General features: G+C 60.0%; 23 protein-coding genes. 3 read left to right on the forward strand and 20 right to left on the reverse strand.

Features of this window, described 5'->3' with window-relative positions; translation table 11 throughout:
* Window positions 1-82 precede the first annotated feature (82 nt).
* Window positions 83-1,231, forward strand: a complete 1,149-nt coding sequence (locus JFT58_RS11065; RefSeq protein WP_054898605.1) for an acyl-CoA dehydrogenase family protein — start codon at window positions 83-85, stop codon at window positions 1,229-1,231.
* A gap of 108 nt (window positions 1,232-1,339) precedes the next feature.
* On the opposite strand, the gene JFT58_RS11070 is transcribed toward JFT58_RS11065, so the two are convergent.
* Entirely contained in the window at window positions 1,340-1,888 is a 549-nt protein-coding gene (locus JFT58_RS11070; RefSeq protein ID WP_034128393.1) for an adenine phosphoribosyltransferase, read from the reverse strand.
* A gap of 76 nt (window positions 1,889-1,964) precedes the next feature.
* On the reverse strand, window positions 1,965-2,699 hold the full coding sequence (gene fnr / locus JFT58_RS11075; protein ID WP_005790290.1) for a fumarate/nitrate reduction transcriptional regulator Fnr: 735 nt from the start codon (window positions 2,697-2,699) through the stop codon (window positions 1,965-1,967).
* A gap of 152 nt (window positions 2,700-2,851) precedes the next feature.
* Here fnr and JFT58_RS11080 point away from each other — a divergent pair, with 152 nt between their 5' ends.
* A complete protein-coding gene (locus JFT58_RS11080) occupies window positions 2,852-3,319 on the forward strand; it encodes a FlxA-like family protein (RefSeq protein WP_080757733.1) in 468 nt (155 codons plus the stop codon).
* Here JFT58_RS11080 and hemN read toward each other — a convergent pair whose 3' ends face one another.
* The 16 genes from hemN to ccoN (JFT58_RS11160) all read right to left on the reverse strand — a co-directional run bounded on the left by hemN (window position 3,320) and on the right by ccoN (JFT58_RS11160) (window position 18,116).
* A complete protein-coding gene (gene hemN / locus JFT58_RS11085) occupies window positions 3,320-4,702 on the reverse strand; it encodes an oxygen-independent coproporphyrinogen III oxidase (protein ID WP_054898603.1) in 1,383 nt (460 codons plus the stop codon).
* A gap of 103 nt (window positions 4,703-4,805) precedes the next feature.
* Window positions 4,806-5,489 (reverse strand): sulfite exporter TauE/SafE family protein, encoded by a 684-nt coding sequence (locus JFT58_RS11090; RefSeq protein WP_054898602.1) that lies wholly within the window; start codon window positions 5,487-5,489, stop codon window positions 4,806-4,808.
* Window positions 5,482-5,694 carry a cbb3-type cytochrome oxidase assembly protein CcoS gene (gene ccoS / locus JFT58_RS11095; RefSeq protein ID WP_054898601.1) on the reverse strand — a complete coding sequence of 71 codons (213 nt, stop codon included), beginning with the start codon at window positions 5,692-5,694 and terminating at the stop codon, window positions 5,482-5,484. The genes JFT58_RS11090 and ccoS overlap by 8 nt, the downstream gene beginning before the upstream one ends.
* Window positions 5,695-5,716: 22 nt before the next feature.
* Window positions 5,717-8,167 (reverse strand): heavy metal translocating P-type ATPase, encoded by a 2,451-nt coding sequence (locus tag JFT58_RS11100; protein ID WP_103299608.1) that lies wholly within the window; start codon window positions 8,165-8,167, stop codon window positions 5,717-5,719.
* A 125-nt stretch (window positions 8,168-8,292) separates the two neighbouring features.
* Window positions 8,293-8,832, reverse strand: coding sequence for a FixH family protein (locus JFT58_RS11105; RefSeq protein ID WP_014719446.1), 540 nt, complete (start codon window positions 8,830-8,832; stop codon window positions 8,293-8,295).
* Window positions 8,833-8,846: 14 nt separating this feature from the next.
* On the reverse strand, window positions 8,847-10,250 hold the full coding sequence (ccoG, locus tag JFT58_RS11110) for a cytochrome c oxidase accessory protein CcoG (RefSeq protein WP_054897852.1): 1,404 nt from the start codon (window positions 10,248-10,250) through the stop codon (window positions 8,847-8,849).
* A 207-nt stretch (window positions 10,251-10,457) separates the two neighbouring features.
* Window positions 10,458-10,868, reverse strand: coding sequence for a type II toxin-antitoxin system VapC family toxin (locus JFT58_RS11115; RefSeq protein WP_034128399.1), 411 nt, complete (start codon window positions 10,866-10,868; stop codon window positions 10,458-10,460).
* A complete protein-coding gene (locus JFT58_RS11120) occupies window positions 10,868-11,122 on the reverse strand; it encodes a type II toxin-antitoxin system Phd/YefM family antitoxin (RefSeq protein ID WP_034128400.1) in 255 nt (84 codons plus the stop codon). The genes JFT58_RS11115 and JFT58_RS11120 overlap by 1 nt, the downstream gene beginning before the upstream one ends.
* Window positions 11,123-11,291: 169 nt before the next feature.
* Window positions 11,292-12,269 (reverse strand): cytochrome-c oxidase, cbb3-type subunit III, encoded by a 978-nt coding sequence (ccoP, locus tag JFT58_RS11125; protein WP_014719444.1) that lies wholly within the window; start codon window positions 12,267-12,269, stop codon window positions 11,292-11,294.
* Entirely contained in the window at window positions 12,266-12,451 is a 186-nt protein-coding gene (locus JFT58_RS11130; RefSeq protein WP_003193169.1) for a CcoQ/FixQ family Cbb3-type cytochrome c oxidase assembly chaperone, read from the reverse strand. Before JFT58_RS11130 ends, ccoP (JFT58_RS11125) begins: the two co-directional genes overlap by 4 nt.
* A gap of 5 nt (window positions 12,452-12,456) precedes the next feature.
* Window positions 12,457-13,065 (reverse strand): cytochrome-c oxidase, cbb3-type subunit II, encoded by a 609-nt coding sequence (gene ccoO / locus JFT58_RS11135; RefSeq protein WP_003193167.1) that lies wholly within the window; start codon window positions 13,063-13,065, stop codon window positions 12,457-12,459.
* Window positions 13,065-14,507: a cytochrome-c oxidase, cbb3-type subunit I gene (gene ccoN / locus JFT58_RS11140; RefSeq protein WP_014719443.1), complete on the reverse strand. Its 1,443-nt coding sequence runs from the start codon at window positions 14,505-14,507 to the stop codon at window positions 13,065-13,067. The genes ccoO (JFT58_RS11135) and ccoN (JFT58_RS11140) overlap by 1 nt, the downstream gene beginning before the upstream one ends.
* A gap of 417 nt (window positions 14,508-14,924) precedes the next feature.
* On the reverse strand, window positions 14,925-15,872 hold the full coding sequence (gene ccoP, locus JFT58_RS11145) for a cytochrome-c oxidase, cbb3-type subunit III (RefSeq protein WP_054897851.1): 948 nt from the start codon (window positions 15,870-15,872) through the stop codon (window positions 14,925-14,927).
* Window positions 15,869-16,069, reverse strand: coding sequence for a cbb3-type cytochrome oxidase subunit 3 (locus tag JFT58_RS11150; RefSeq protein WP_054897850.1), 201 nt, complete (start codon window positions 16,067-16,069; stop codon window positions 15,869-15,871). Before JFT58_RS11150 ends, ccoP (JFT58_RS11145) begins: the two co-directional genes overlap by 4 nt.
* A 3-nt stretch (window positions 16,070-16,072) precedes the next feature.
* Window positions 16,073-16,681, reverse strand: a complete 609-nt coding sequence (ccoO, locus tag JFT58_RS11155; RefSeq protein ID WP_003193159.1) for a cytochrome-c oxidase, cbb3-type subunit II — start codon at window positions 16,679-16,681, stop codon at window positions 16,073-16,075.
* A 10-nt stretch (window positions 16,682-16,691) separates the two neighbouring features.
* Window positions 16,692-18,116, reverse strand: coding sequence for a cytochrome-c oxidase, cbb3-type subunit I (gene ccoN / locus JFT58_RS11160; protein WP_034128402.1), 1,425 nt, complete (start codon window positions 18,114-18,116; stop codon window positions 16,692-16,694).
* Between the two features lie 79 nt (window positions 18,117-18,195).
* On the opposite strand from ccoN (JFT58_RS11160), the gene JFT58_RS11165 reads away from it, so the two are divergent.
* A complete protein-coding gene (locus JFT58_RS11165; protein WP_054897849.1) occupies window positions 18,196-18,882 on the forward strand; it encodes an alpha/beta family hydrolase in 687 nt (228 codons plus the stop codon).
* A 41-nt stretch (window positions 18,883-18,923) separates the two neighbouring features.
* Here JFT58_RS11165 and JFT58_RS11170 read toward each other — a convergent pair whose 3' ends face one another.
* Complete coding sequence (locus tag JFT58_RS11170; protein ID WP_054897848.1) at window positions 18,924-19,370, reverse strand: hypothetical protein; 447 nt, start codon at window positions 19,368-19,370, stop codon at window positions 18,924-18,926.
* An 85-nt stretch (window positions 19,371-19,455) separates the two neighbouring features.
* Window positions 19,456-20,304 carry a hypothetical protein gene (locus tag JFT58_RS11175; RefSeq protein WP_054897847.1) on the reverse strand — a complete coding sequence of 283 codons (849 nt, stop codon included), beginning with the start codon at window positions 20,302-20,304 and terminating at the stop codon, window positions 19,456-19,458.
* Window positions 20,305-20,463: the final 159 nt, after the last annotated feature.

A 20,463-nucleotide genomic window follows, 5' to 3' on the forward strand; every position in this document is an offset into this window, starting at 1 on the left:
GCGCAGACACAGTCCCTGTGCATGACTTGATAACCAAGCAAGCGCTTGGTAAGTTCGCTTCATCTCGCCATGGAGCTTGCCGATGTCTGCCTATCAGGAATACTTCGATCCCAGCCACCAATTGGTCCGCGACAGCGTGCGCCGCTTCGTCGAGCGCGAGATGCTGCCGGGCATCGAGCACTGGGAGGAAGCTGAGAGCTTCCCCCGTGAGCTTTACCTCAAGGCCGGTGCGGCGGGCATTCTGGGCATCGGCTACCCCGAGGCGCTGGGTGGCAGCCACGAAGGCGATCTGTTCGCCAAGGTCGCCGCCAGCGAAGAGTTGATGCGCTGCGGCTCCGGCGGCGTGGTGGCAGGGCTCGGCTCCCTGGATATCGGCCTGCCGCCCATCGTCAAATGGGCCCGGCCCGACGTGCGTGAGCGCATAGCGCCTCTGGTGCTCGCCGGCGAGAAGATCATCGCCCTGGCGGTCACCGAGCCCAGCGGCGGCTCGGATGTAGCCAACCTGCAAACCCGCGCCGTACGTGAAGGCGAGCATTACCGCGTGAGCGGTGCCAAGACCTTTATCACCAGCGGCATTCGCGCTGATTTCTACACCGTGGCCGTGCGCACGGGTGGGCCGGGCTTTGGTGGCATCAGCCTGCTGCTGATTGAAAAAGACACGCCCGGTTTTACCGTCGGCCAGCCACTGAAGAAGATGGGCTGGTGGGCGTCGGACACCGCCGAGTTATTCTTCGATGACTGCCGCGTGCCTGTGGGCAATCTCGTCGGTGTCGAGAACATGGGCTTTGCCTGCATCATGGGCAACTTCCAGAGCGAGCGCCTGGCCTTGGCCCTCATGGCCAACATGACCGCGCAACTGGCCTTGGAGGAAAGCCTCCAGTGGGCCGCCCAGCGCGAAGCATTCGGCAAACCCATCGGCAAATTCCAGGTGCTCAAGCATCGCCTGGCGGAAATGGCTACCGCCGTGGAGGTTTCCCGCGAGTTCACCTATCGCCAGGCCGCGAAGATGGCCGCCGGCAAGAGCGTAATCAAAGAGATTTCCATGGCCAAGAATCTGGCTACCGATACCGCTGACCGGGTGACGTATGACGCGGTGCAGATATTGGGCGGGCAGGGATATATGCGTGGCAGTCTGGTGGAGCGGCTGTATCGCGATAACCGGATTTTGTCGATTGGTGGCGGGACGCGCGAAGTGATGAATGAAATCATCTGTAAGCAGATGGGGTTGTAAACCGGGGTGTTCTTTCGGCCTCATCGCGGGCAAGCCCGGCTCCCACAGGAGAATGCATTCCAAGGTGGGAGCCGGGCTTGCCCGCGATGGCGTCAGTACTGACGACGCTTATCTCTCAGTCAGCCCGAACTGCGTCAGGCAATACGTCGGAATCCCCATGTCTGCCAAGCGCTGCGAGCCACCCAGCTCCGGCAAATCAATAATCGCCGCGGCTTCAAAGATCTTTGCCCCCATGCGCCGCACCAGGTTCGCCGCCGCAATCAGGGTGCCGCCGGTGGCGATCAGGTCATCGAACATCAGCACGGAGTCGCCTTCGCACAGGCTGTCGGCGTGCACTTCCAGGAACGCTTCGCCGTACTCGGTCTGGTAACCCTCAGCCAGCACGTCCGCCGGCAGCTTGCCTTGCTTGCGGAACAGGATGAGCGGCTTGTTGAGTTGGTAGGCGATGATCGAGCCGATCAGGAAGCCACGGGCATCCATTGCACCGATATGGGTGAAATCGGCTTCGACATAGCGTTGGGCAAAGCTGTCGGCCACCAGGCGCAGGGCGCGGGGCGATTGAAACAGCGGCGTGATGTCACGAAAGATCACACCCGGCTTGGGGAAGTCGATAACGGGGCGAATCAGGGATTTGATGTCGAACGAATCAAAAGTCATCGTCGAGGAGTCCAGAGCGGAAAACGGACTCGAAGTATACCTGCGGCCTCGCCGATTGGCGCGGCCGCAGCCTGGATCAGACCTCCAGCGAACCGCCAGCCAATGCACACAGCTGGATCGGGTCGAGGATATGCACTTCTTTACCCTCGGCGGCAATCAACTGGTTCTGCTGGAAACGGGTAAACACGCGGGACACGGTCTCCACTGCCAGGCCCAGGTAATTACCGATCTCATTGCGCGACATGCTCAGGCGGAACTGGTTGGCCGAGAACCCACGGGCGCGAAAGCGCGCCGACAGGTTGACCAGGAACGTGGCGATACGCTCGTCGGCGGTTTTCTTCGACAGCAGCAGCATCATTTGCTGGTCGTCACGAATCTCACGGCTCATCACGCGCATCAACTGGCGGCGCAATTGCGGCAGTTGCAGGGCCAGTTCATCCAGGCGCTCGAAAGGAATTTCGCACACCGACGTGGTTTCCAGGGCCTGGGCCGATACCGGATGAATCTCGGTGTCCATCCCCGACAGCCCGACCAACTCGCTTGGCAGGTGGAAACCGGTGATTTGCTCTTCGCCGCCGTCGCTGAGGCTGAAGGTCTTCAACGCGCCCGAGCGTACTGCATAGACGGAATCAAACTTGTCGCCCTGGCGAAACAGAAACTCGCCTTTTTTCAGTGGGCGGCCGCGTTTGACGATGTCGTCCAGCGCATCCATGTCTTCCAGATTCAACGAAAGTGGCAGGCAGAGGGGGGCCAGGCTGCAATCCTTGCAATGGGCCTGGCTGTGAGCGCGCAGTTTGACTGGCTCGGACATTTCTTAAATCCTTGTGGGAAAACACACATAAGACGTAAGGGTAACGCACTGGGGGGCAGCGAGGCCAGCGTGTACAGAAAACCTGCACAGGTATAAAGATTTGTTGCTTGAGGTCGATACAAAGAGCACATCTCTTAGACGGAGCTCGGATCATGTCTGTTATAGCGGCCTACAACCCGGCTATTCGCATCCCTGTTGTGCCTGACGCGAAGCCGGTTACTGCGCTCAAGGACGAAGGTCCCACCCTTGAAAAATCTTCTGAAACCAAGGTCGTGGAAGGTGTGACAGTGACTATTTCCGCTGCGGCATTCAAAGCGGCAGGCGTGGAGCAGCGCAGCAATGCGGACATCGATGACAGTGGCCTGGAAGACAACGTCAAACAGGTACTGAAAATGATCCGCCAACTGAAGCAACAGATCGCCGAAAAACAGGCCGAACTGGCGGCGGTGGCCGCGGACAGTAATCTTTCCCCTGAAGAGGCGCGTGCCAAGGCGAGCGCGCTGCAGACCGAGATCGGTTCGCTGCAGGCTGGCCTGATGTCGGCTCAGACGTCGCTGGCCAAGGCGATGAAAGGCATGAGTGCCGAGGATTCGATGAAAGCTGCCTCCCTGGCGATGTAATCAAATCACCCGCGAAAACCGTTGCCTGTTCTGGTGCTCCAGGTAGGCATCGAACACCATGCACACCGAGCGCACCAACAAGCGCCCGGCCGGCAGCACGCGAATGCCCTGGGCGTCCAGTTCGATCAAGCCATCATCGGCCATTGTCTGCAATTGCGGCCATGACTCGGCAAAATAGCCGCGAAAATCGATGTTGTACGCCTGTTCGATCTCCTCGAATGCCAGGCTGAAATTGCAGATCAACTGCTGGATCACGTCCCGTCGCAATCGGTCGTCCGTAGTGCAGACCAGGCCGCGGCTGGTCGCCAGTTGCGCGCCCGCCAAGGCATTCTGGTACTGGTTCAAGTCACTGCTGTTCTGGCAATACAGGTCGCCGATCTGGCTGATCGCCGACACCCCCAGCCCAATCAGGTCGCAGTGCCCGTGGGTGGTGTAACCCTGGAAGTTGCGCTGCAGCTTGCCTTCTTCCTGGGCCACCGCCAGTTCGTCGTCCGGCAGCGCAAAGTGGTCCATGCCTATGTAGCGGTAACCGGCCTGGGTCAGTTGTTCGATGGTGGTTTGCAGCATCAGCAGTTTTTCTGCCGGCGAGGGCAGGTCGTCGGTGTTGATCCGCCGCTGGGGCATGAAGCGTTCCGGCAGGTGCGCGTAGTTGAATACCGACAGGCGGTCAGGCTGCAAGCGGATAACTTCCTCCACGGTGCGCGCAAAGTTCAACGGCGACTGCTTGGGCAGGCCGTAGATCAGGTCGATGTTGATCGAGCGAAATTGCAAGGTGCGCGCTGCATCGATCACGGCGCGGGTTTCCTCCAGGCTTTGCAGGCGGTTGACCGCCCGTTGCACCTCGGGGTCGAGGTCTTGCAGGCCGATGCTCACGCGGTTGAAGCCCAGTTCGCGTAGCAGGCCCATGGTGGCCCAGTCGGCTTCGCGCGGGTCGATTTCGATGCCGTAGTCGCCCGAGTCATCATCCAGCAAATTGAAATGCTGGCGCAGGCGTGTCATCACCTGGCGCAGTTCATCGTGGCTGAGAAACGTTGGCGTACCGCCGCCGAAATGCAGTTGCTCAACGGGTTGCTGCGGGTCGAGGTGGCAGGCCACCAATTGGATCTCCTGCTCCAGGCGCTGCAGGTAGGCTTGGGCGCGCCCCCGGTCCTTGGTGATCACCTTGTTGCAGGCGCAGTAGTAGCAAATGTTGGCGCAGAAGGGTACATGCACGTACAGCGACAGTGGCCGCACTGCCTTGCGGCTGTCACGCAGGGCGTGGAGCAGGTCGAAGGTGCCGACCTGGCTGTCAAATTGTACGGCGGTGGGGTAGGACGTGTAGCGCGGCCCTGCCAAGTCGTAGCGGTGAATCAGATCTGTGTCCCAACGAATGGCGTCGAGCATGCGGGCGGTCCCCCGGATTGGCTAGTGGGCCGAGTCTAGGGGCAGGGCAGGCAAGGCATGTTGATTTGCATCAACGGGGAGCGGCGCTATGCCACAGGGCCTGTTAATGCCCCATTAGCCAGTGCTGATGGGGGCCGGGCAAGGTCCAGAGGCCTAAGATCATCACCAGCACCCCGCCGGCCACCCGCACGCTGCGCTTGCGCAACAACGCCGTCACCCGTTCGGCGGCCAGCCCGGTGGCCAGCAGCACCGGCCAGGTGCCCAGCCCGAACGCCAGCATCAGCAAGGCGCTGTCCAGTGCATTGCCCTGGCTCGCCGCCCATAGCAGGGTGCTGTAGACGAGCCCGCACGGCAACCAGCCCCACAGCGCACCCAGCAACAAGGCGCGGGGCAGGCTGGACACCGGCAGCAAACGGTTGGCCACTGGCTGCAGATGCCGCCACAGGCCGCGCCCCAGGCTTTCGATACGGGTGAGGCCGCTCCACCAGCCGGCCAGGTACAGGCCCATGCAGACCAACAGCAGGCCGGCGAGCACACGCATGAACATCGCTGCCGGGCTGTTGGCCACCGCCCAGCCGGCCAGGCCGATCAATAAACCGGCGGTGGCATAGCTGAGGATGCGCCCCAGGTTGTACGCCAGCAGCAGGCGAAAACGGCGGCTGCGTTGTTCCTTGGGAATCGCCAGGGTCAGCGCGCCCATCAACCCACCGCACATGCCCAGGCAGTGGCCACCACCGAGCAGGCCGAGGATCAGCGCCGAGACCAGCAAGGGCATCAGCTCAAGCATGAGGGGGCTCTTTGGGCGGTTGCTCGGGGTTGTTGGCTTCATCGATGGCGGCCAGGTGGTTCGGGTCCTGGTCATCGAACAGCACGCTGTGGGCCGGGCCATCGAGGTCTTCGTACTGGCCGCTGTCCACGGCCCAGAAGAAGATGTAGATGGCCACGCCCACTAACAGCAGTGCTGCCGGAATCATCACATAGAGAGCTGGCATCTGTACTCCATGCCCACGCGGCTCAGGCCGGCAGCGGGCGGGTTGCTGGGGCGGTACCCGGGGCTTGCGCGCTCGGCAGGCGAGTCAGGCGCAACGCGTTGAGTACCACGGTCAACGAACTGAGGGACATGCCGATGGCCGCCCAGATCGGAGTGATCCAACCCAGGGCGGCGAACGGCAGCATAAGGCCATTGTACAACCCGGCCCACAACAGGTTCTCGATGATCACTCGGCGGGTGCGCCGCGCGAGGCTAAAGGCCTGCACCAGCGCATCCAGGCGGTTGGACAACAGCACCGCATCGGCGCTGGTTTTCGCCAGGTCGGTGGCCGAGCCCATCGCCACACTGATATCGGCAGCAGCCAACACCGGCACATCATTGACCCCATCGCCCAGCATCAGCACTTTGCGACCTTCCTTGTGCAGGTTTTGCAGTACCTGCAGCTTGTCGTCAGGGCGCAGGCTGCCGTGGGCTTCGTCGATACCCAGCTCAGAGGCGACACTGGCTACCATCGGCGAACTGTCGCCGGAGAGCAACAGCGTGCGCCAGCCCCGCGCCTTGCATGCGGCCAGCAAGGCGGGGGCGTCGCTGCGCAGACGGTCGTCGAGTACGAACCAGGCCAGCGCCCCGCTGCGGTCGCCCAGCAGCAGCCATTGCCCGGCTTCGTCCGGCGAGGCGGGAATCGCGCAGCCACTGAGTTCACAGACAAAACCCGGCTGGCCGATGCGCAACAGACGTTCTCCCACACGACCCTCCAGGCCCAGCCCTTGCGTGCTCAGCACTTCATCGGCGGCCAGCGGCGCACGGCCGAAGGCACGGGCAATCGGGTGTTCGGAACGGTTCTCCAGGGCGGCGGCAAGGCCCAGGCATTGGTCGCTGTCCAATGCGCCCAGGGGCCGGATGGCGCGCAACGCCAGGCGCCCTTCGGTGAGGGTGCCGGTCTTGTCGAAAATCACCGTATCAATCTGGTTCAGGCCCTCCAGCACATGGCCGCGGGTCAGCAGTAACCCGAGACTGTGCAATGTACCGGTGGCGGCGGTAAGGGCGGTGGGCGTGGCCAGCGACAGGGCGCACGGACAGGTCGCCACCAGCATCGCCAGCACAATCCAGAACGCCCGGGTGGGGTCCAGCTCCCACCACAGCAGGCCGATCAGTGCGGCGGCGATCAGCGAGCACAACAAGAACCACTGCGCAGCGCGGTCGGCGATCTGCGCCAGGCGCGGCTTCTCGGCCTGGGCGCGCTCCAGCAGGCGCACGATGGCGGACAGGCGCGTGTCATGCCCCAGGGCGCGTACTTGGACGGTCAGCGCGCCTTCGACATTCAGCGTGCCGGCCGTGACGCTCTCACCCGTGCGCCGAGGTTGCGGCAGGTACTCGCCGGTCAGCAGGGATTCATCAATGCTGGATTGGCCGTCGAGAATCATCCCATCCGCCGGCAGCACCGCACCGGGATGCACCAGCACACGATCACCCAGTGCCAACTCGCTGAGCAGGATGCGTTCGCTCTGGCCATTGTCCTTGAGGCGCAGGCAGGAGGCGGGCAACAGGTTGACCAGTTGGGCGGTGGCTGCGGCAGTACGCTCCCGGGCGCGGCGCTCAAGGTAGCGTCCGGCCAGCAGGAACAGGGCAAACATGCCCACGGCATCGAAATACAACTCGCCTACGCCAGTGATCGCGGTCCAGATGCCGGCCAGGTACGCGCCGCCAATCGCCAGGGACACCGACACGTCCATGGTCAGGTGGCGCGTGCGCAGGTCACGCAGGGCGCCTTTGAAGAAGGGCGCGCAGCTGTAGAACACGATGGGCGTGGTCAGAAACATCGCGACCCAGCGCAGGATGACGTGCAGTTCCGGGCTCAGGTCGATATTGAATTCCGGCCAGGTGGCCATAGTTGCCATCATGGCTTGGAACCACAGCAAGCCGGCGACTCCCAGTTGTCGCAGGGCCAGTCGATTCTCGCTGGCCAATTGTTCGGCGGCGCGGTCGGCCTGATAAGGATGGGCGGCGTAACCGATATGGCGCAGCTCGCTGAGCAGTTGGCTCAACGGCAATTGCCCATCGGCCCAGCGCACGTGCAGGCGGTGGTTGGACAGGTTCAATCGCGCTTCGGCCACCGCAGGCAGGCTGCGCAGGTGTTTCTCGATCAACCAGCCGCAGGCGGCGCAACTGATGCCTTCCATCAGCAAGGTGGTTTCGGCCAGGTCGCCTTGATGGCGGACAAAGGGTTTTTGCACATCGGCGCGATCGTACAGCGCCAGCTCGTCCACCAATTGCACGGGCAGCGCCTCGGGGTTGGCCGAGGCTTCGCTGCGGTGTTGGTAATAGCTTTCCAGCCCGCCGGCCACTATCGCCTCGGCCACGGCCTGGCAGCCCGGGCAGCAGAGTTCGCGGCGTTCGCCGAGGATCTGGGCGGTGAACCGGCTTCCGGAGGGGACGGGTAGGGCGCAGTGGTAGCAGGGGGTGGGTTGGGTCATTACTCGGTTCCGCAGATCGTTCCCACGCTTTGCGTGGGAATGTTGCCCGTGACGCTCTGCGTCACAAAGCGGACGCAGAGCGTCCAGCAAGGCGTTACCACGCAGAGCGTGGGAACGATCATCGTCTACTTCTTCAAGTCTTCAGCGCCCTGCAACGGTTCGTCACCCAGCAACAAATCCTTGTCATGGCTGACCTCTTCCTCTTCGAACAGGCGCCAGGTGTTGCCGCCTTCCACGCCAAGCAGTTCCACGAAACGGCGACCTTCGACCTTGTCGGTGACCTGGCCGATGTAGCGGCCGGGCTCGCTGTCGCTGCGGGTGAGGTTGATCTTGCGATCCTTCTCTGGCTGGGTCGGGGAGATCAGGTTCAGCTCCAGGGTATTTGGATTGCTGTAGCCAGTCAGTTGCAGCTCGACCTCGCCGGTCAGTTCGTCCAGGTGCAGCTTGCCGCGCAGTTGCAGGGTCTGGGCCAGGCGCTCGCGGTCCAGGGAACGGTTGATGCCTTTGCCGGCCTCGTAGTAGTTGTCGTTGACCAGATTGTCCGGGTTGTTCACTGCGATGGTCACCATGGACAAGGTCAGGGTCACCGAGCAGGCCAGAATCGCGATGATGATCCAGGGCCAGAGGTGCTTGTACCAAGGGCTGGCGGCAGTAGTTGCGGGCATGCGTATGTTCCCTGTTAACGGACTAGTGGGCCGATGAATCGGCTCTTGGCTTCAATATGGACGCTGGTGTCATCGGCGTCTTCGAGGATGAAGGTCACCTCGTTGGTGCTCGACGGCAACTGTTCGGGCGCACTCGACAACTCCACCGGCATGCTGACGATATCGCCGGCGGCCACTTTGATTTCGCGCCGGCCTTGCAGCTTGAGGTCCGGCAGGCCAGCGGCGTCGAGCACGTAGGTGTGGTCGCGCTGGTCTTTGTTCATGATCTTCAGGCTGTAGACGTTTTCGATGCGTCCTTCGGCGTTCTCGCGATACAGCACGCGGTCTTTGCTGACGTCGAAACCCACCAGCGAGCGCATGAAGAAGGCGGCCACCAACAGGCTGATCATCGCCAGCAATACCAGGGCGTAACCGATCAGGCGCGGGCGCAGCTTGTGGGTTTTCTGCCCCGAAAGGTTGTGTTCGGTGGTGTAGCTGATCAGGCCGCGTGGGTACTCCATCTTGTCCATGATGTTATCGCAGGCATCGATACAGGCGGCGCAGCCGATGCATTCGATTTGCAGCCCGTCGCGGATATCGATACCGGTAGGACACACCTGCACGCACATCGTGCAGTCGATGCAGTCGCCCAGGCCCTGGGCCTTGTAGTCGGTACCCTTTTTACGTGGGCCACGCACTTCGCCACGGCGGGGGTCATAGGACACGATCAAGGTGTCCTTGTCGAACATCACGCTCTGGAAGCGCGCATAGGGGCACATGTAGATGCACACCTGCTCACGCAGCCAGCCGGCGTTGCCGTAGGTGGCAAGGGTGAAGAAACCCACCCAGAAATACGACCAGCCATCGGCCTGGCCCGTGAAGAAATCGAATACCAGTTCGCGAATCGGTGAGAAGTAGCCGACGAAGGTGATGCCGGTGGCAAAGCCGATCAGCAGCCACAGGCTGTGCTTGCTGAACTTGCGCAGGAATTTGTTGGCGCTTATGGGCGCCTTGTCGAGCTTGATGCGTTGGTTGCGGTCGCCTTCGGTGACCTTTTCGCACCACATGAAGATCCACGTCCACACGCTTTGCGGGCAGGTATAGCCGCACCACACGCGCCCGGCGTATACGGTGATAAAGAACAGGCCAAAGGCCGCGACAATGAGAATGCCCGACAGCAGGATGAAATCCTGAGGCCAGAACGTTGCACCAAAAATAAAGAATTTACGCTCCGGCAGGTTCCACCACACCGCCTGGTGTCCCCCCCAGTTCAGCCACACGGTGCCGAAGTACAGCAGAAACAGAGCGGCACCGCCGACCATGCGCAGATTGCGGAACAAGCCAGTGAAGGCGCGGGTGTAAATCTTCTCACGCGAAGCGTAGAGGTCGACGGTCTTGGCAGGCGGGGTAACGTCATGTACCGGTATCTGGTCGCTCATCATTGCATCCCACGGCGGTGGAGATTTGCCTCGGCCAGTACGTGCCAGCCGGGGTCAAATTAAGGGTGTTGCAGTGGCCTAATGATACGCCCCCGATGGTGCGCAAAGGGTGCGACCTTTGGTCGCGTTGGGGGAAATCAATTGATGGTGTACGTGACCTGGATCAATTGACTTGGCAAGTATGGACGGTTTTTGTCGGTAAGCCGGTCATTCGTCCCATGGATTGATCAGTGCAACGCCGCTCGATTGGAAGTCGCTGATGTTGCGCGTGACGACGGTGAGCCCATGAACCAGCGCAGTTGCGGCAATCAATGAATCACTTTCGTTGGCTCGGTCGGGTACATGCAAGTGTGCGCAACGCAACGCGACTGCTGCATCAACGGGCAGGATTCTGGCATCAAAGGCGGGCATCACATGACGCTTGAGCCAGGCTCTCAACACCTTCCCCTGCGCCGGGTCTCGCCGCTCAATTCGCAGGACTCCGGTTTCCAATTCCTTCAGCGTGATCGCCGAAATAAACATACGTGGCGCCACCACACTTTTTGCCCACGCCACGACATTTGCATCAGCCTGAGGTTTACGCAGTTCAGAGATCACATTCGTGTCGAGTAAATACATCAAGAAAAGTCCACGGGGCGATGAATGATCACGGCACGTTCGGTTTCGAAGTCGATATCGGCGGCTTCCGGCATCACCAAAAGATCAACGATGTCGGCGTTCAGACCTGTCAGCTTCTGGTAGTCCTCAATGCTTAGCAGTACATGGGCAGGCTTGCCGCGATCGGTGATAAAAACCGGCCCTTTGCGGGCGGCTTTTTTGGCACCACTTGTGTCTTGATTGAATTCGCGGCTGGAAATGGTCGTGATGGTCATGGGGTAGGTCCCCTTCGCTGGAGTGAATGTAGTTACGTTACTACTTGGCGAGTGCGCGCGGCAAGGTTGAGGCTACGAACGGTAGATTTGGCTTTGAAAGTTTCGCAGCTAAAACAAAAAAGCCCCGCCAGCATTCGCTGCGCGGGGCTCCATTATTGTTTCAGAGGTCTTACTGCTCCTCAGCCTTCTTATCCCCATGCGACAAGCTATACACATATGCCGCAAGCAAGTGCACCTTGTCATTGCCCTGCAACTGCTCCTGCGCGGGCATCTGGCCCTGGCGGCCATAACGGATGGTCTGCTGCAGTTGCGCAAAGCTTGAACCGTAGATGAACGCCCCCGGATGCGTCAGGTCCGGCGCGCCCATGGCGGGGGTGCCTTTACCGGCCGGGCCGTGGCAGGCCACGCAGTTGGCGGCGAAGAGTTTCTCACCGTTGGCCACATCGGCCTTGGCACCTTCCGGCAGTTTGCGACCATCGAGTTGGGTCACCACAAAGCCTGCTACGTCAGCCACGCCTTGCTCGCCGATGACTTCGGCCCAGCCTGGCATCACCGCGTGGCGGCCCTTCATGATGGTTTCCTTGATGGTGTTGGGTTCGCCACCCCAGCGCCAGTCGGCGTCGGTCAGGTTGGGAAAGCCGTAGGCGCCCTTGGCGTCGGAGCCGTGGCACACCGAGCAGTTGGAGGCAAACAGCCGACCGCCCATCTTCAAGGCTTGCGGGTCCTTGGCGACTTCTTCAATGGGCATCGATGCGAACTTGGCGAAGATCGGCCCGAACTTGGCCTCCGACCTGGCCATTTCCTTTTCCCATTCGTGCACGCCGGTCCAGCCGGTCTGGCCGTTGGCGAACGGGGTTTGCTTGTCGTTGTCGAGGTAGTTGTAGCCTGGCAGCAGACCCTTCCAGTTGCCCAGACCAGGGTAGAGCACCAGGTAACCAAGGGCGAAGACGATGGTGCCGACAAACAGCATGAACCACCACTTGGGCAGCGGGTTGTCGTACTCCTCGATGCCGTCAAACGAGTGGCCGACGGTCTCGTCCGTCTGTTCGGTGCGCTGGCCCTTGCGGGTCGACAGCAGCAGCCAGGTCAGGGCGAAGATGGTACCCAGACTGAGGACTGTGACGTACAGACTCCAGAACGTAGTCATTCTTTGTTACTCCTAGAAGCTTGCTCGACGTGCTTGATGGCTTCGGGATCATCTGCAAAGGGCAGCATGGTCGCGTCGTCAAACTCCGACTTGCGCCGTGGGCTGAACACCCACAACGCCAGGCCGATAAAGGCCACCATCACCACAACGGTGCCCAGGCCACGAATCATCCCGATATCCATGTAGGTCACCGTTTGCTTTTGATGATGGTGCCAAGGCCTTGCAGGTAGGCCACCAATGCGTCCATTTCGGTCTTGCCCTTCACGGCTGCGGCTGCGCCGGCGATGTCTTCGTCGGTGTAGGGCACCCCCAGGGTGCGCAAGACTTCCATCTTCTTCGCGGTGTCCTTGCCGTCGAGCTTGTTTTCCACGAGGAACGGGTACGCCGGCATTTTCGACTCAGGCACCACGTTGCGCGGGTTGTACAGGTGCGCACGCTGCCAGTCATCGGAGTAACGCCCACCCACACGGGCCAGGTCCGGGCCGGTGCGCTTGGAACCCCACAGGAACGGGTGGTCCCACACGCTTTCACCGGCGACCGAGTAGTGGCCGTAGCGTTCGGTTTCGGCGCGGAACGGGCGGATCATCTGCGAGTGGCAGCCCACGCAACCGTTGGCGATGTAGACGTCGCGGCCTTCCAGTTCGAGGGCGGTGCGCGGCTTCATGCCTTCGACCGGCTTGTTGGTCACGTCCTGGAAAAACAGTGGGACGATTTGGGTCAGGCCGCCGATGCTCACGGCGATGACCATGAAGAAGGCCAACAGGCCGATGTTCTTCTCGACTACTTCATGCTTCATCAGTGAGCTCCCACAACGGCGATCTTGGCGGCGGCTTCGGCTTCTACAGGGTCGCTGGCACGCACGGTGCGCCAGACGTTGTAGGCCATCAACAGCATGCCGCTGGCAAAGAACGCACCGCCCAGGGCACGTACGATAAAGCCCGGGTGGCTGGCTTGCAGCGCTTCGACGAAGGAGTAGGTGAGGGTGCCGTCATCGTTGATCGCACGCCACATCAGGCCCTGGGTGATGCCGTTGACCCACATCGAGGCGATGTAGAGCACGGTGCCGATAGTGGCCAGCCAGAAGTGTGCGTTGATCAGCCCGACGCTGTGCATCTGCACGCGGCCGAACAGTTTGGGGATCATGTGGTACAGCGCGCCGATGGAGATCATCGCCACCCAGCCCAGCGCCCCGGCGTGTACATGGCCGATGGTCCAGTCGGTGTAGTGGGACAGCGAGTTGACGGTCTTGATCGCCATCATCGGACCTTCAAAGGTCGACATGCCGTAGAACGCCAGGGACACCACCAGAAACCGCAGGATCGGGTCGGTGCGCAGCTTATGCCAGGCGCCCGAGAGGGTCATCATGCCGTTGATCATGCCGCCCCAGCTTGGCGCCAGCAGGATGATCGACATCGCCATGCCCAGGGACTGTGCCCAATCCGGCAAAGCGGTGTAGTGCAAGTGGTGAGGGCCGGCCCAGATGTACAGGGTGATCAGCGCCCAGAAGTGCACGATGGACAGGCGATAAGAGTAGATCGGACGCTCGGCCTGCTTGGGCACGAAGTAGTACATCATCCCCAGGAAACCGGTGGTGAGGAAGAAGCCTACGGCGTTGTGGCCGTACCACCACTGGATCATCGCGTCCGTTGCGCCGGAATAGGCCGAATAGGACTTGAACAGGTTCACCGGCAGGGAGGCGTGGTTGACGATGTGCAGCATCGCCGTGACCACGATAAAGGCCCCGTAGAACCAGTTGCCCACGTAGATGTGCTTGGTCTTGCGCTTGACGATGGTGCCGAAGAACACCAGGCCGTAGGTCACCCACACGATGGCAAGCAAAATGGCGATCGGCCATTCCAGCTCGGCGTATTCCTTGGTAGTGGTGTAGCCCAGGGGCAGGCTGATGATGGCGCCGACGATGACCGCCTGCCAGCCCCAGAAGGTGAAGGCGGCCAGACCATCGGAAATCAGTCGCGTCTGGCAGGTGCGCTGCACGACATAGTAGGAGGTGGCAAACAGTGCACATCCGCCGAAGGCGAAGATCACCAGGTTGGTGTGCAGTGGGCGCAGGCGGCCGAAAGTCGTCCAGGGCAGGTCGAAATTCAATTGCGGCCAAACCAGTTGCGAGGCGATGAACACCCCGAGCCCCATGCCAAGGATCCCCCAGACCACCGTCATGATGGCGAACTGGCGGACTACCTTATAGTTATAAGCAGTCGGACTGATTGCTGTGCTCATTCTAAGGTTCCACGGTTTAGGTTTTTTTATAGGTAAAATCGGCCGCAAGTATGTAGAAACCGAGGGGCCATTGCAACGCAATGGCTGACCTGTATCAATGCGTTCCACGCCAGATTCTGCGCCCTTTCCATGTTTGGTGTAAGGATAAAGACCGAAATAGAAAGCTGATCAAGTGGACAGGAATTTCAGGGGGCGCAACGGATACCGTCGTCTACGCCAGAATTGCTCCACTGTGGGAACAAGCGTAGACCCGAATAGGAGGAGGGGAAAGTTGGGTTTGGAAGGGGTGCGACACTTGGTCGCGACTTATGTCTGTGGCGAGGGAGCTTGCTCCCGTTGGGCTGCGCAACGGCCCCAAAATCGTGGGAGCGCTTCGCACTCCAGCGGGAGCAAGCTCCCTCGCCACAGGTAGAGCTTTTACTGCGGTTGGCTGTCTGGCGTTGCGCCTTCAGCGTTATGGGACAGGCTGTACACGTAAGCCGCCAGCAAGTGCACCTTGTCATTGCCTTGCAGCACGTCCTGAGCCGGCATCTGGCCCTGGCGACCATGGCGGATGGTCTGCTGCAACTGCGCCAGGCTGGTGCCGTAGATAAAGCCGGCAGGCTCGGTCAGGTTGGGCGCACCCATGGCTTCCACGCCGTGACCTTGCGGACCATGACACGCCACGCAAGTGGTGCTGAAGGCGGCTTGCCCGGCGGCCAGGTCGGCGGTGTTGTCGGCGGGCAACGGCAGCTTGGCCAGGTCGTGACGCACGTAGGCGGCGACGTTCTTCACCCCGTCCTCGCCCAGCACTTCACCCCAGGCCGGCATCGCCGCGTGGCGACCGTTCAGGATGGTGGCCTTGATGGCCTCGGCCGAACCGCCCCAGCGCCAGTTGTTGTCGGCCAGGTTGGGGAAGCCATAGGCGCCCTTGGCGTCCGAGCCGTGGCACACCGCACAGTTGGAGGCAAACAGGCGACCGCCCATCTTCAACGCTTGCGGGTCCTTGGCGACTTCTTCCACCGGCATGGCCGCGAACTTGGCGAAGATCGGCCCGAACCTGGCGTCGGCCTTGGCCATTTCCTTGTCCCATTCCTTGGTCTGGGTCCAGCCGTCTTCATAGCCCGGCAGTACGCCTTTCCAGTTGCCCAGGCCCGGGTAGAGGATCAGGTAGCCGACGGCAAATACCAGGGTGCCGGCGAACAACATAAACCACCACTGGGGCAGCGGGTTGTCGTATTCCTCGATACCGTCGAAGGCGTGGCCCATGGTCTGGTCGACGCTGCCCTTGGTTTCGCCCTTGCGGGTGCCGACCAACAGCCAGGTCAGGCCGATCAGGCTGCCCAGGGTCAATACGCAGATCCATGTACTCCAAAACGTAGTCATGGCCGAGTGCTCCTTGTGGCTGGCTCTGCTTGAGCGTCGGGTGGGGAAGGTTCATCGACAAACGGCAGCAGGCGGGCCTGCTCGAATTCCGCGTTGCGGCGGTTGTTGAACACCCACAGCGACAGGCCGATAAAGGCGATGGCGACCACCAGCGTGCCAAGGCCGCGGATGGTGCCCGCATCGAATTCAAATCCCATGGCTCACCTCTTGCTCTTGATGGCAGTGCCGAGCACTTGCAGGTAGGAAACCAGCGCGTCCATCTCGGTCTTGCCCTTGAGGCTGGCGACGGCGCCATTGATGTCGTCGTCGGTGTACGGCACGCCGAGGGTGCGCATCACTTTCAACTTGGTCTCGGTGTGGCTGCTGTCGACGGCGGCGGTGACCAGCCAGGGGTAGGCCGGCATTTTCGACTCCGGCACCACGTTGCGCGGGTTGTACAAGTGCGCGCGGTGCCAGTCGTCCGAGTAGCGCGCGCCGACGCGGGCCAGGTCCGGCCCGGTACGCTTGGAGCCCCACAAGAACGGGTGGTCCCACACGCTTTCGCCAGCCACCGAGTAGTGGCCGTAGCGCTCGGTCTCGGCGCGGAACGGGCGGATCATCTGCGAGTGGCACTGCACGCAGCCTTCGCGGATGTAGATGTCGCGGCCTTCCAGTTGCAGCGCGGTGTAGGGCTTCATGCCTTCGACCGGTTTGTTGGTCACGTCCTGGAAGAACAGCGGGACGATCTGGGTCAGGCCACCGATGCTCACGGCGAGCACCATCAGCAGCATCAACAGGCCGACGTTCTTTTCAATCGTTTCGTGTTTCATCATCGACTCCTCAGGCCATCTGCGCGGCAGCGGTGACTTCGGCAGGTTGCGCCGAACGCACGGTGCGCCATGTGTTGTAAGCCATCAGGAACATGCCGCTGAGGAAGATCGCACCGCCCACCAGACGCACGATGAAGCCTGGGTGGCTGGCCACCAGGGTTTCGACGAAGGAGTAGGTAAGGGTGCCGTCTTCGTTGACCGCACGCCACATCAGGCCCTGGGCGATGCCGTTGACCCACATCGAGGCGATGTAGAGCACGGTGCCGATGGTGGCCAGCCAGAAGTGCGCGTTGATCAGGCCGAGGCTGTACATCTGCTCGCGACCGAAGACTTTCGGGATCATGTGATACAGCGCGCCGATGGAGATCATCGCCACCCAGCCCAGCGCCCCGGCGTGTACGTGGCCGATGGTCCAGTCGGTGTAGTGGGAGAGGGCGTTGACGGTCTTGATCGCCATCATCGGGCCTTCGAAGGTCGACATGCCGTAGAAGGCCAGGGAGACGACGAGGAAGCGCAGGATCGGGTCGCTGCGCAACTTATGCCAGGCACCCGAGAGGGTCATCATGCCGTTGATCATGCCGCCCCAGCTTGGCGCCAGCAGCACCAGTGACATCACCATGCCCAGGGACTGCGCCCAGTCCGGCAAGGCGGTGTAGTGCAAGTGGTGCGGGCCGGCCCAGATGTACAAGGTGATCAGCGCCCAGAAGTGCACGATCGACAAGCGATACGAATACACCGGGCGTTCGGCCTGCTTGGGCACGAAGTAGTACATCATCCCCAGAAAACCCGCAGTCAGGAAAAAGCCTACCGCGTTGTGCCCATACCACCACTGCACCATGGCATCCGTCGCACCGCCGTACAGCGAGTAGGACTTCGTCAGGCTGACCGGGATTTCCAGGTTATTGACGATATGCAAGATGGCCACGGTGATGATGAACGCGCCGAAGAACCAGTTGCCCACATAGATGTGCTTGGTCTTGCGTTTCATGATCGTGCCGAAGAACACGATGGCGTAGGCGACCCAGACGATGGTGATCAGGATGTCGATGGGCCATTCCAGCTCGGCGTATTCCTTTGAGCTGGTGTAGCCCAGTGGCAGGCTGATCGCGGCCAGCAGGATCACAAGCTGCCAGCCCCAGAAGCAGAACGCGGCGACTTTCGGCGCGAACAGCTGCGTCTGGCAGGTGCGTTGCACCGAGTAAAAGGAGCTGGCGAACAGCGCACAGCCACCGAACGCGAAAATCACCGCATTGGTGTGCAATGGGCGCAGACGGCCGAAGCTGGTCCAGGGCAAATCGAAGTTGAGCGCAGGCCAAACCAATTGGGCGGCGAGAAAAACCCCGAGCCCCATGCCGACGATGCCCCACACCACCGTCATAATGGCGAATTGGCGGACCACCTTGTAGTTATAGGCGGTACTTAAAGTAGTGTTCATGGTTCCCCATCCACGGTTCAACCCAAGCAAGTGCGGCACTTGGGCTGGAGTTATAGGCAGACTAAAAAGCGAGGCAAGCATGGGCAAAGAGCACAAGGCCAGTATTGACGGGGATCAATGGGCGCAGTGTGTACGGGAACATGGCTGGTTGTGGGATGTCGCCACGGGCAAGCGTTCGGGCGAGCCGGTCACGCTGATTCTGGCCCATGGCGCCGGTGCACCGATGGACTCGGCGTTCATGAACGACATGGCTGCACGCCTTGCCGGGCATGGCGTGAACGTGTTGCGCTTCGAGTTCCCGTACATGGTCCAGCGCCGCTTGGACGGGGGCAAGCGCCCGCCGAATCCGGCGCCGAAACTACTGGAGGCGTGGCGTGAGGTGTATGCCCAGGTGCGACGTCATGTCGCTGGGAAACTGGCGATTGGCGGCAAGTCCATGGGCGGGCGCATGGCCAGTTTGTTGGCCGATGAGCTGGGCGCCGATGGGTTGGTGTGCCTGGGCTATCCGTTTTATGCGGTGGGCAAGCCGCAAAAACCTCGGGTGGAGCATCTGGCTGCGCTTGCGACGCCGACGCTGATAGTGCAGGGCGAGCGTGATGCCTTGGGCAATCGAGCGGCGGTGGAGGGGTATGCCTTATCGCCGAGCATTGAGGTGATGTGGCTGGTGGCGGGGGATCATGATTTGAAGCCGTTGAAGGCGTCGGGGTTCAGTCATGAGCAGCATTTGGAGGCGGCGGCCATCAAAGCGTCAGGTTTTCTCGCCTGACGCTTTGTGAGGAGGTTGGGTGTTGCAACGTGATGAGCTTTTTAAGGGTATTCTTTTTGAATCTCGTACATTTCGAAATCACCCGTAACGTTCATGTGGGCCGACTCGTCTTTAAAAGTGGCTTTGAAAGAACCTGTTGCTCTTTCGGTAAGCGTATTGATGGTAATCGTTACTTCGGCCTCCTCAGCCATGTAAGTTATAATTGCATCAGCAGGGTCGTCGATGGATTCCTGAGCTTGAAATTCATATGTGAGATTGTAGGTTTTAGTTATATTTCCTTCTTCATAAGGGATGTTGAAAGTATAAATCAGAAAGTCCTTGTCTTTAAAAGATCCTGTTATTCCTTTGATGGCCCATCTCGTTTTATCTTTATTGTGGTAAAAATATACTCTTTTCGCGGATGTACTTTCGTTGCATTTAATCCACGTAAACGTATTTTTAGACGTGGGGTTTTCGTGATCTTCCAAGGAGTAGAGGTCGGTTGACATTATTAAGCTCCTTTATATCGGGGTGGGTTTAAGTTTGTCAGGGGGTTGAGGTCTCACTGTACGAGTATCCGTGAAAATGATGTGGCTACGGGCAGTCTTTTATAGGCATAAACGTGCCGTTAGTCATGTCTACACGGTCGCGGATTTTATTTTTAAAGGTGGCTTCGCAGCGCAACGGCTGCTGAGTCAGTGTAAGCGTTACATTGTATTCGTCTTCATAGGTGCCACCGCCGAAGGGAGCATAGTAAAAATTCGATTTCTCATCACCGTTTTTAAATGTTTCATCGATGATCTGTTCATTTTCATCGTCGCAGTAAATAAAAATAGCCCATTCACGGTATTGAGGCGTACCCCATTCTCCCTCCTCGCTGGTCAGATACCATGCCTTGCTTGAACTGGAGTAGGCCAACCAGCCCTCCGTCTTGTATTGAGTTTGTCCTTCTGTCCATTTAAAGACCGAATGTTGTGTGTCAAGGGTAGTTCCAGGCCACTCACAGCAGCATTTTATTTCGCGTAATTCCGACGCTGTGTCAGTGAAAGAACCTTCGAAATTCAGCGTTGTGTTCCCTGTGCTTTCGTCAACGGTTACTTCAATGTCGCCGACAGGTTTAATATGTTCTTCCGTTTCAGGTGCGTTATTGTTTGCACCTTGAATGTACAGGTGGGTGAAGGCTTCCGGGTTTTGCTTGATTGATTTGTTAGGTGATGTACTTATGGAGTCGCAAGGTATTTTCAGTAACAGTGATTGTTGAGTGTCTGGGGACTGGAGCGTCAACTTGACCCAATACTGATTATTGTATTCGGATAGGTGCAGTGGGAGAGCCCAGCCTTCCAATGTTCTTTCGTTGTTCGATGATTTTTCAGTCCATTGCACACGCCCCATGGTTTTTGGGAAGGGATGCAGGGCGCTATTTGAATCGGCAGGTCGGGACATGGCGGTGTGCTCCTGTTTGACAGGTTCACACTATAAGGAGGGAGGCGTTCAAAGGTTAACTGTGAGAATTGACAGTTTTATAGAATGCTTGGTGATAAAAAGATGATGAGTGATAGCCATCTGCAAGGGGCTCACTTGTTGGAGAAAGTGAGCCCTTGA

The organism is Pseudomonas sp. MF6767, assembly GCF_016405475.1.
Classification (GTDB): Bacteria; Pseudomonadota; Gammaproteobacteria; order Pseudomonadales; family Pseudomonadaceae; genus Aquipseudomonas; species Aquipseudomonas paracarnis.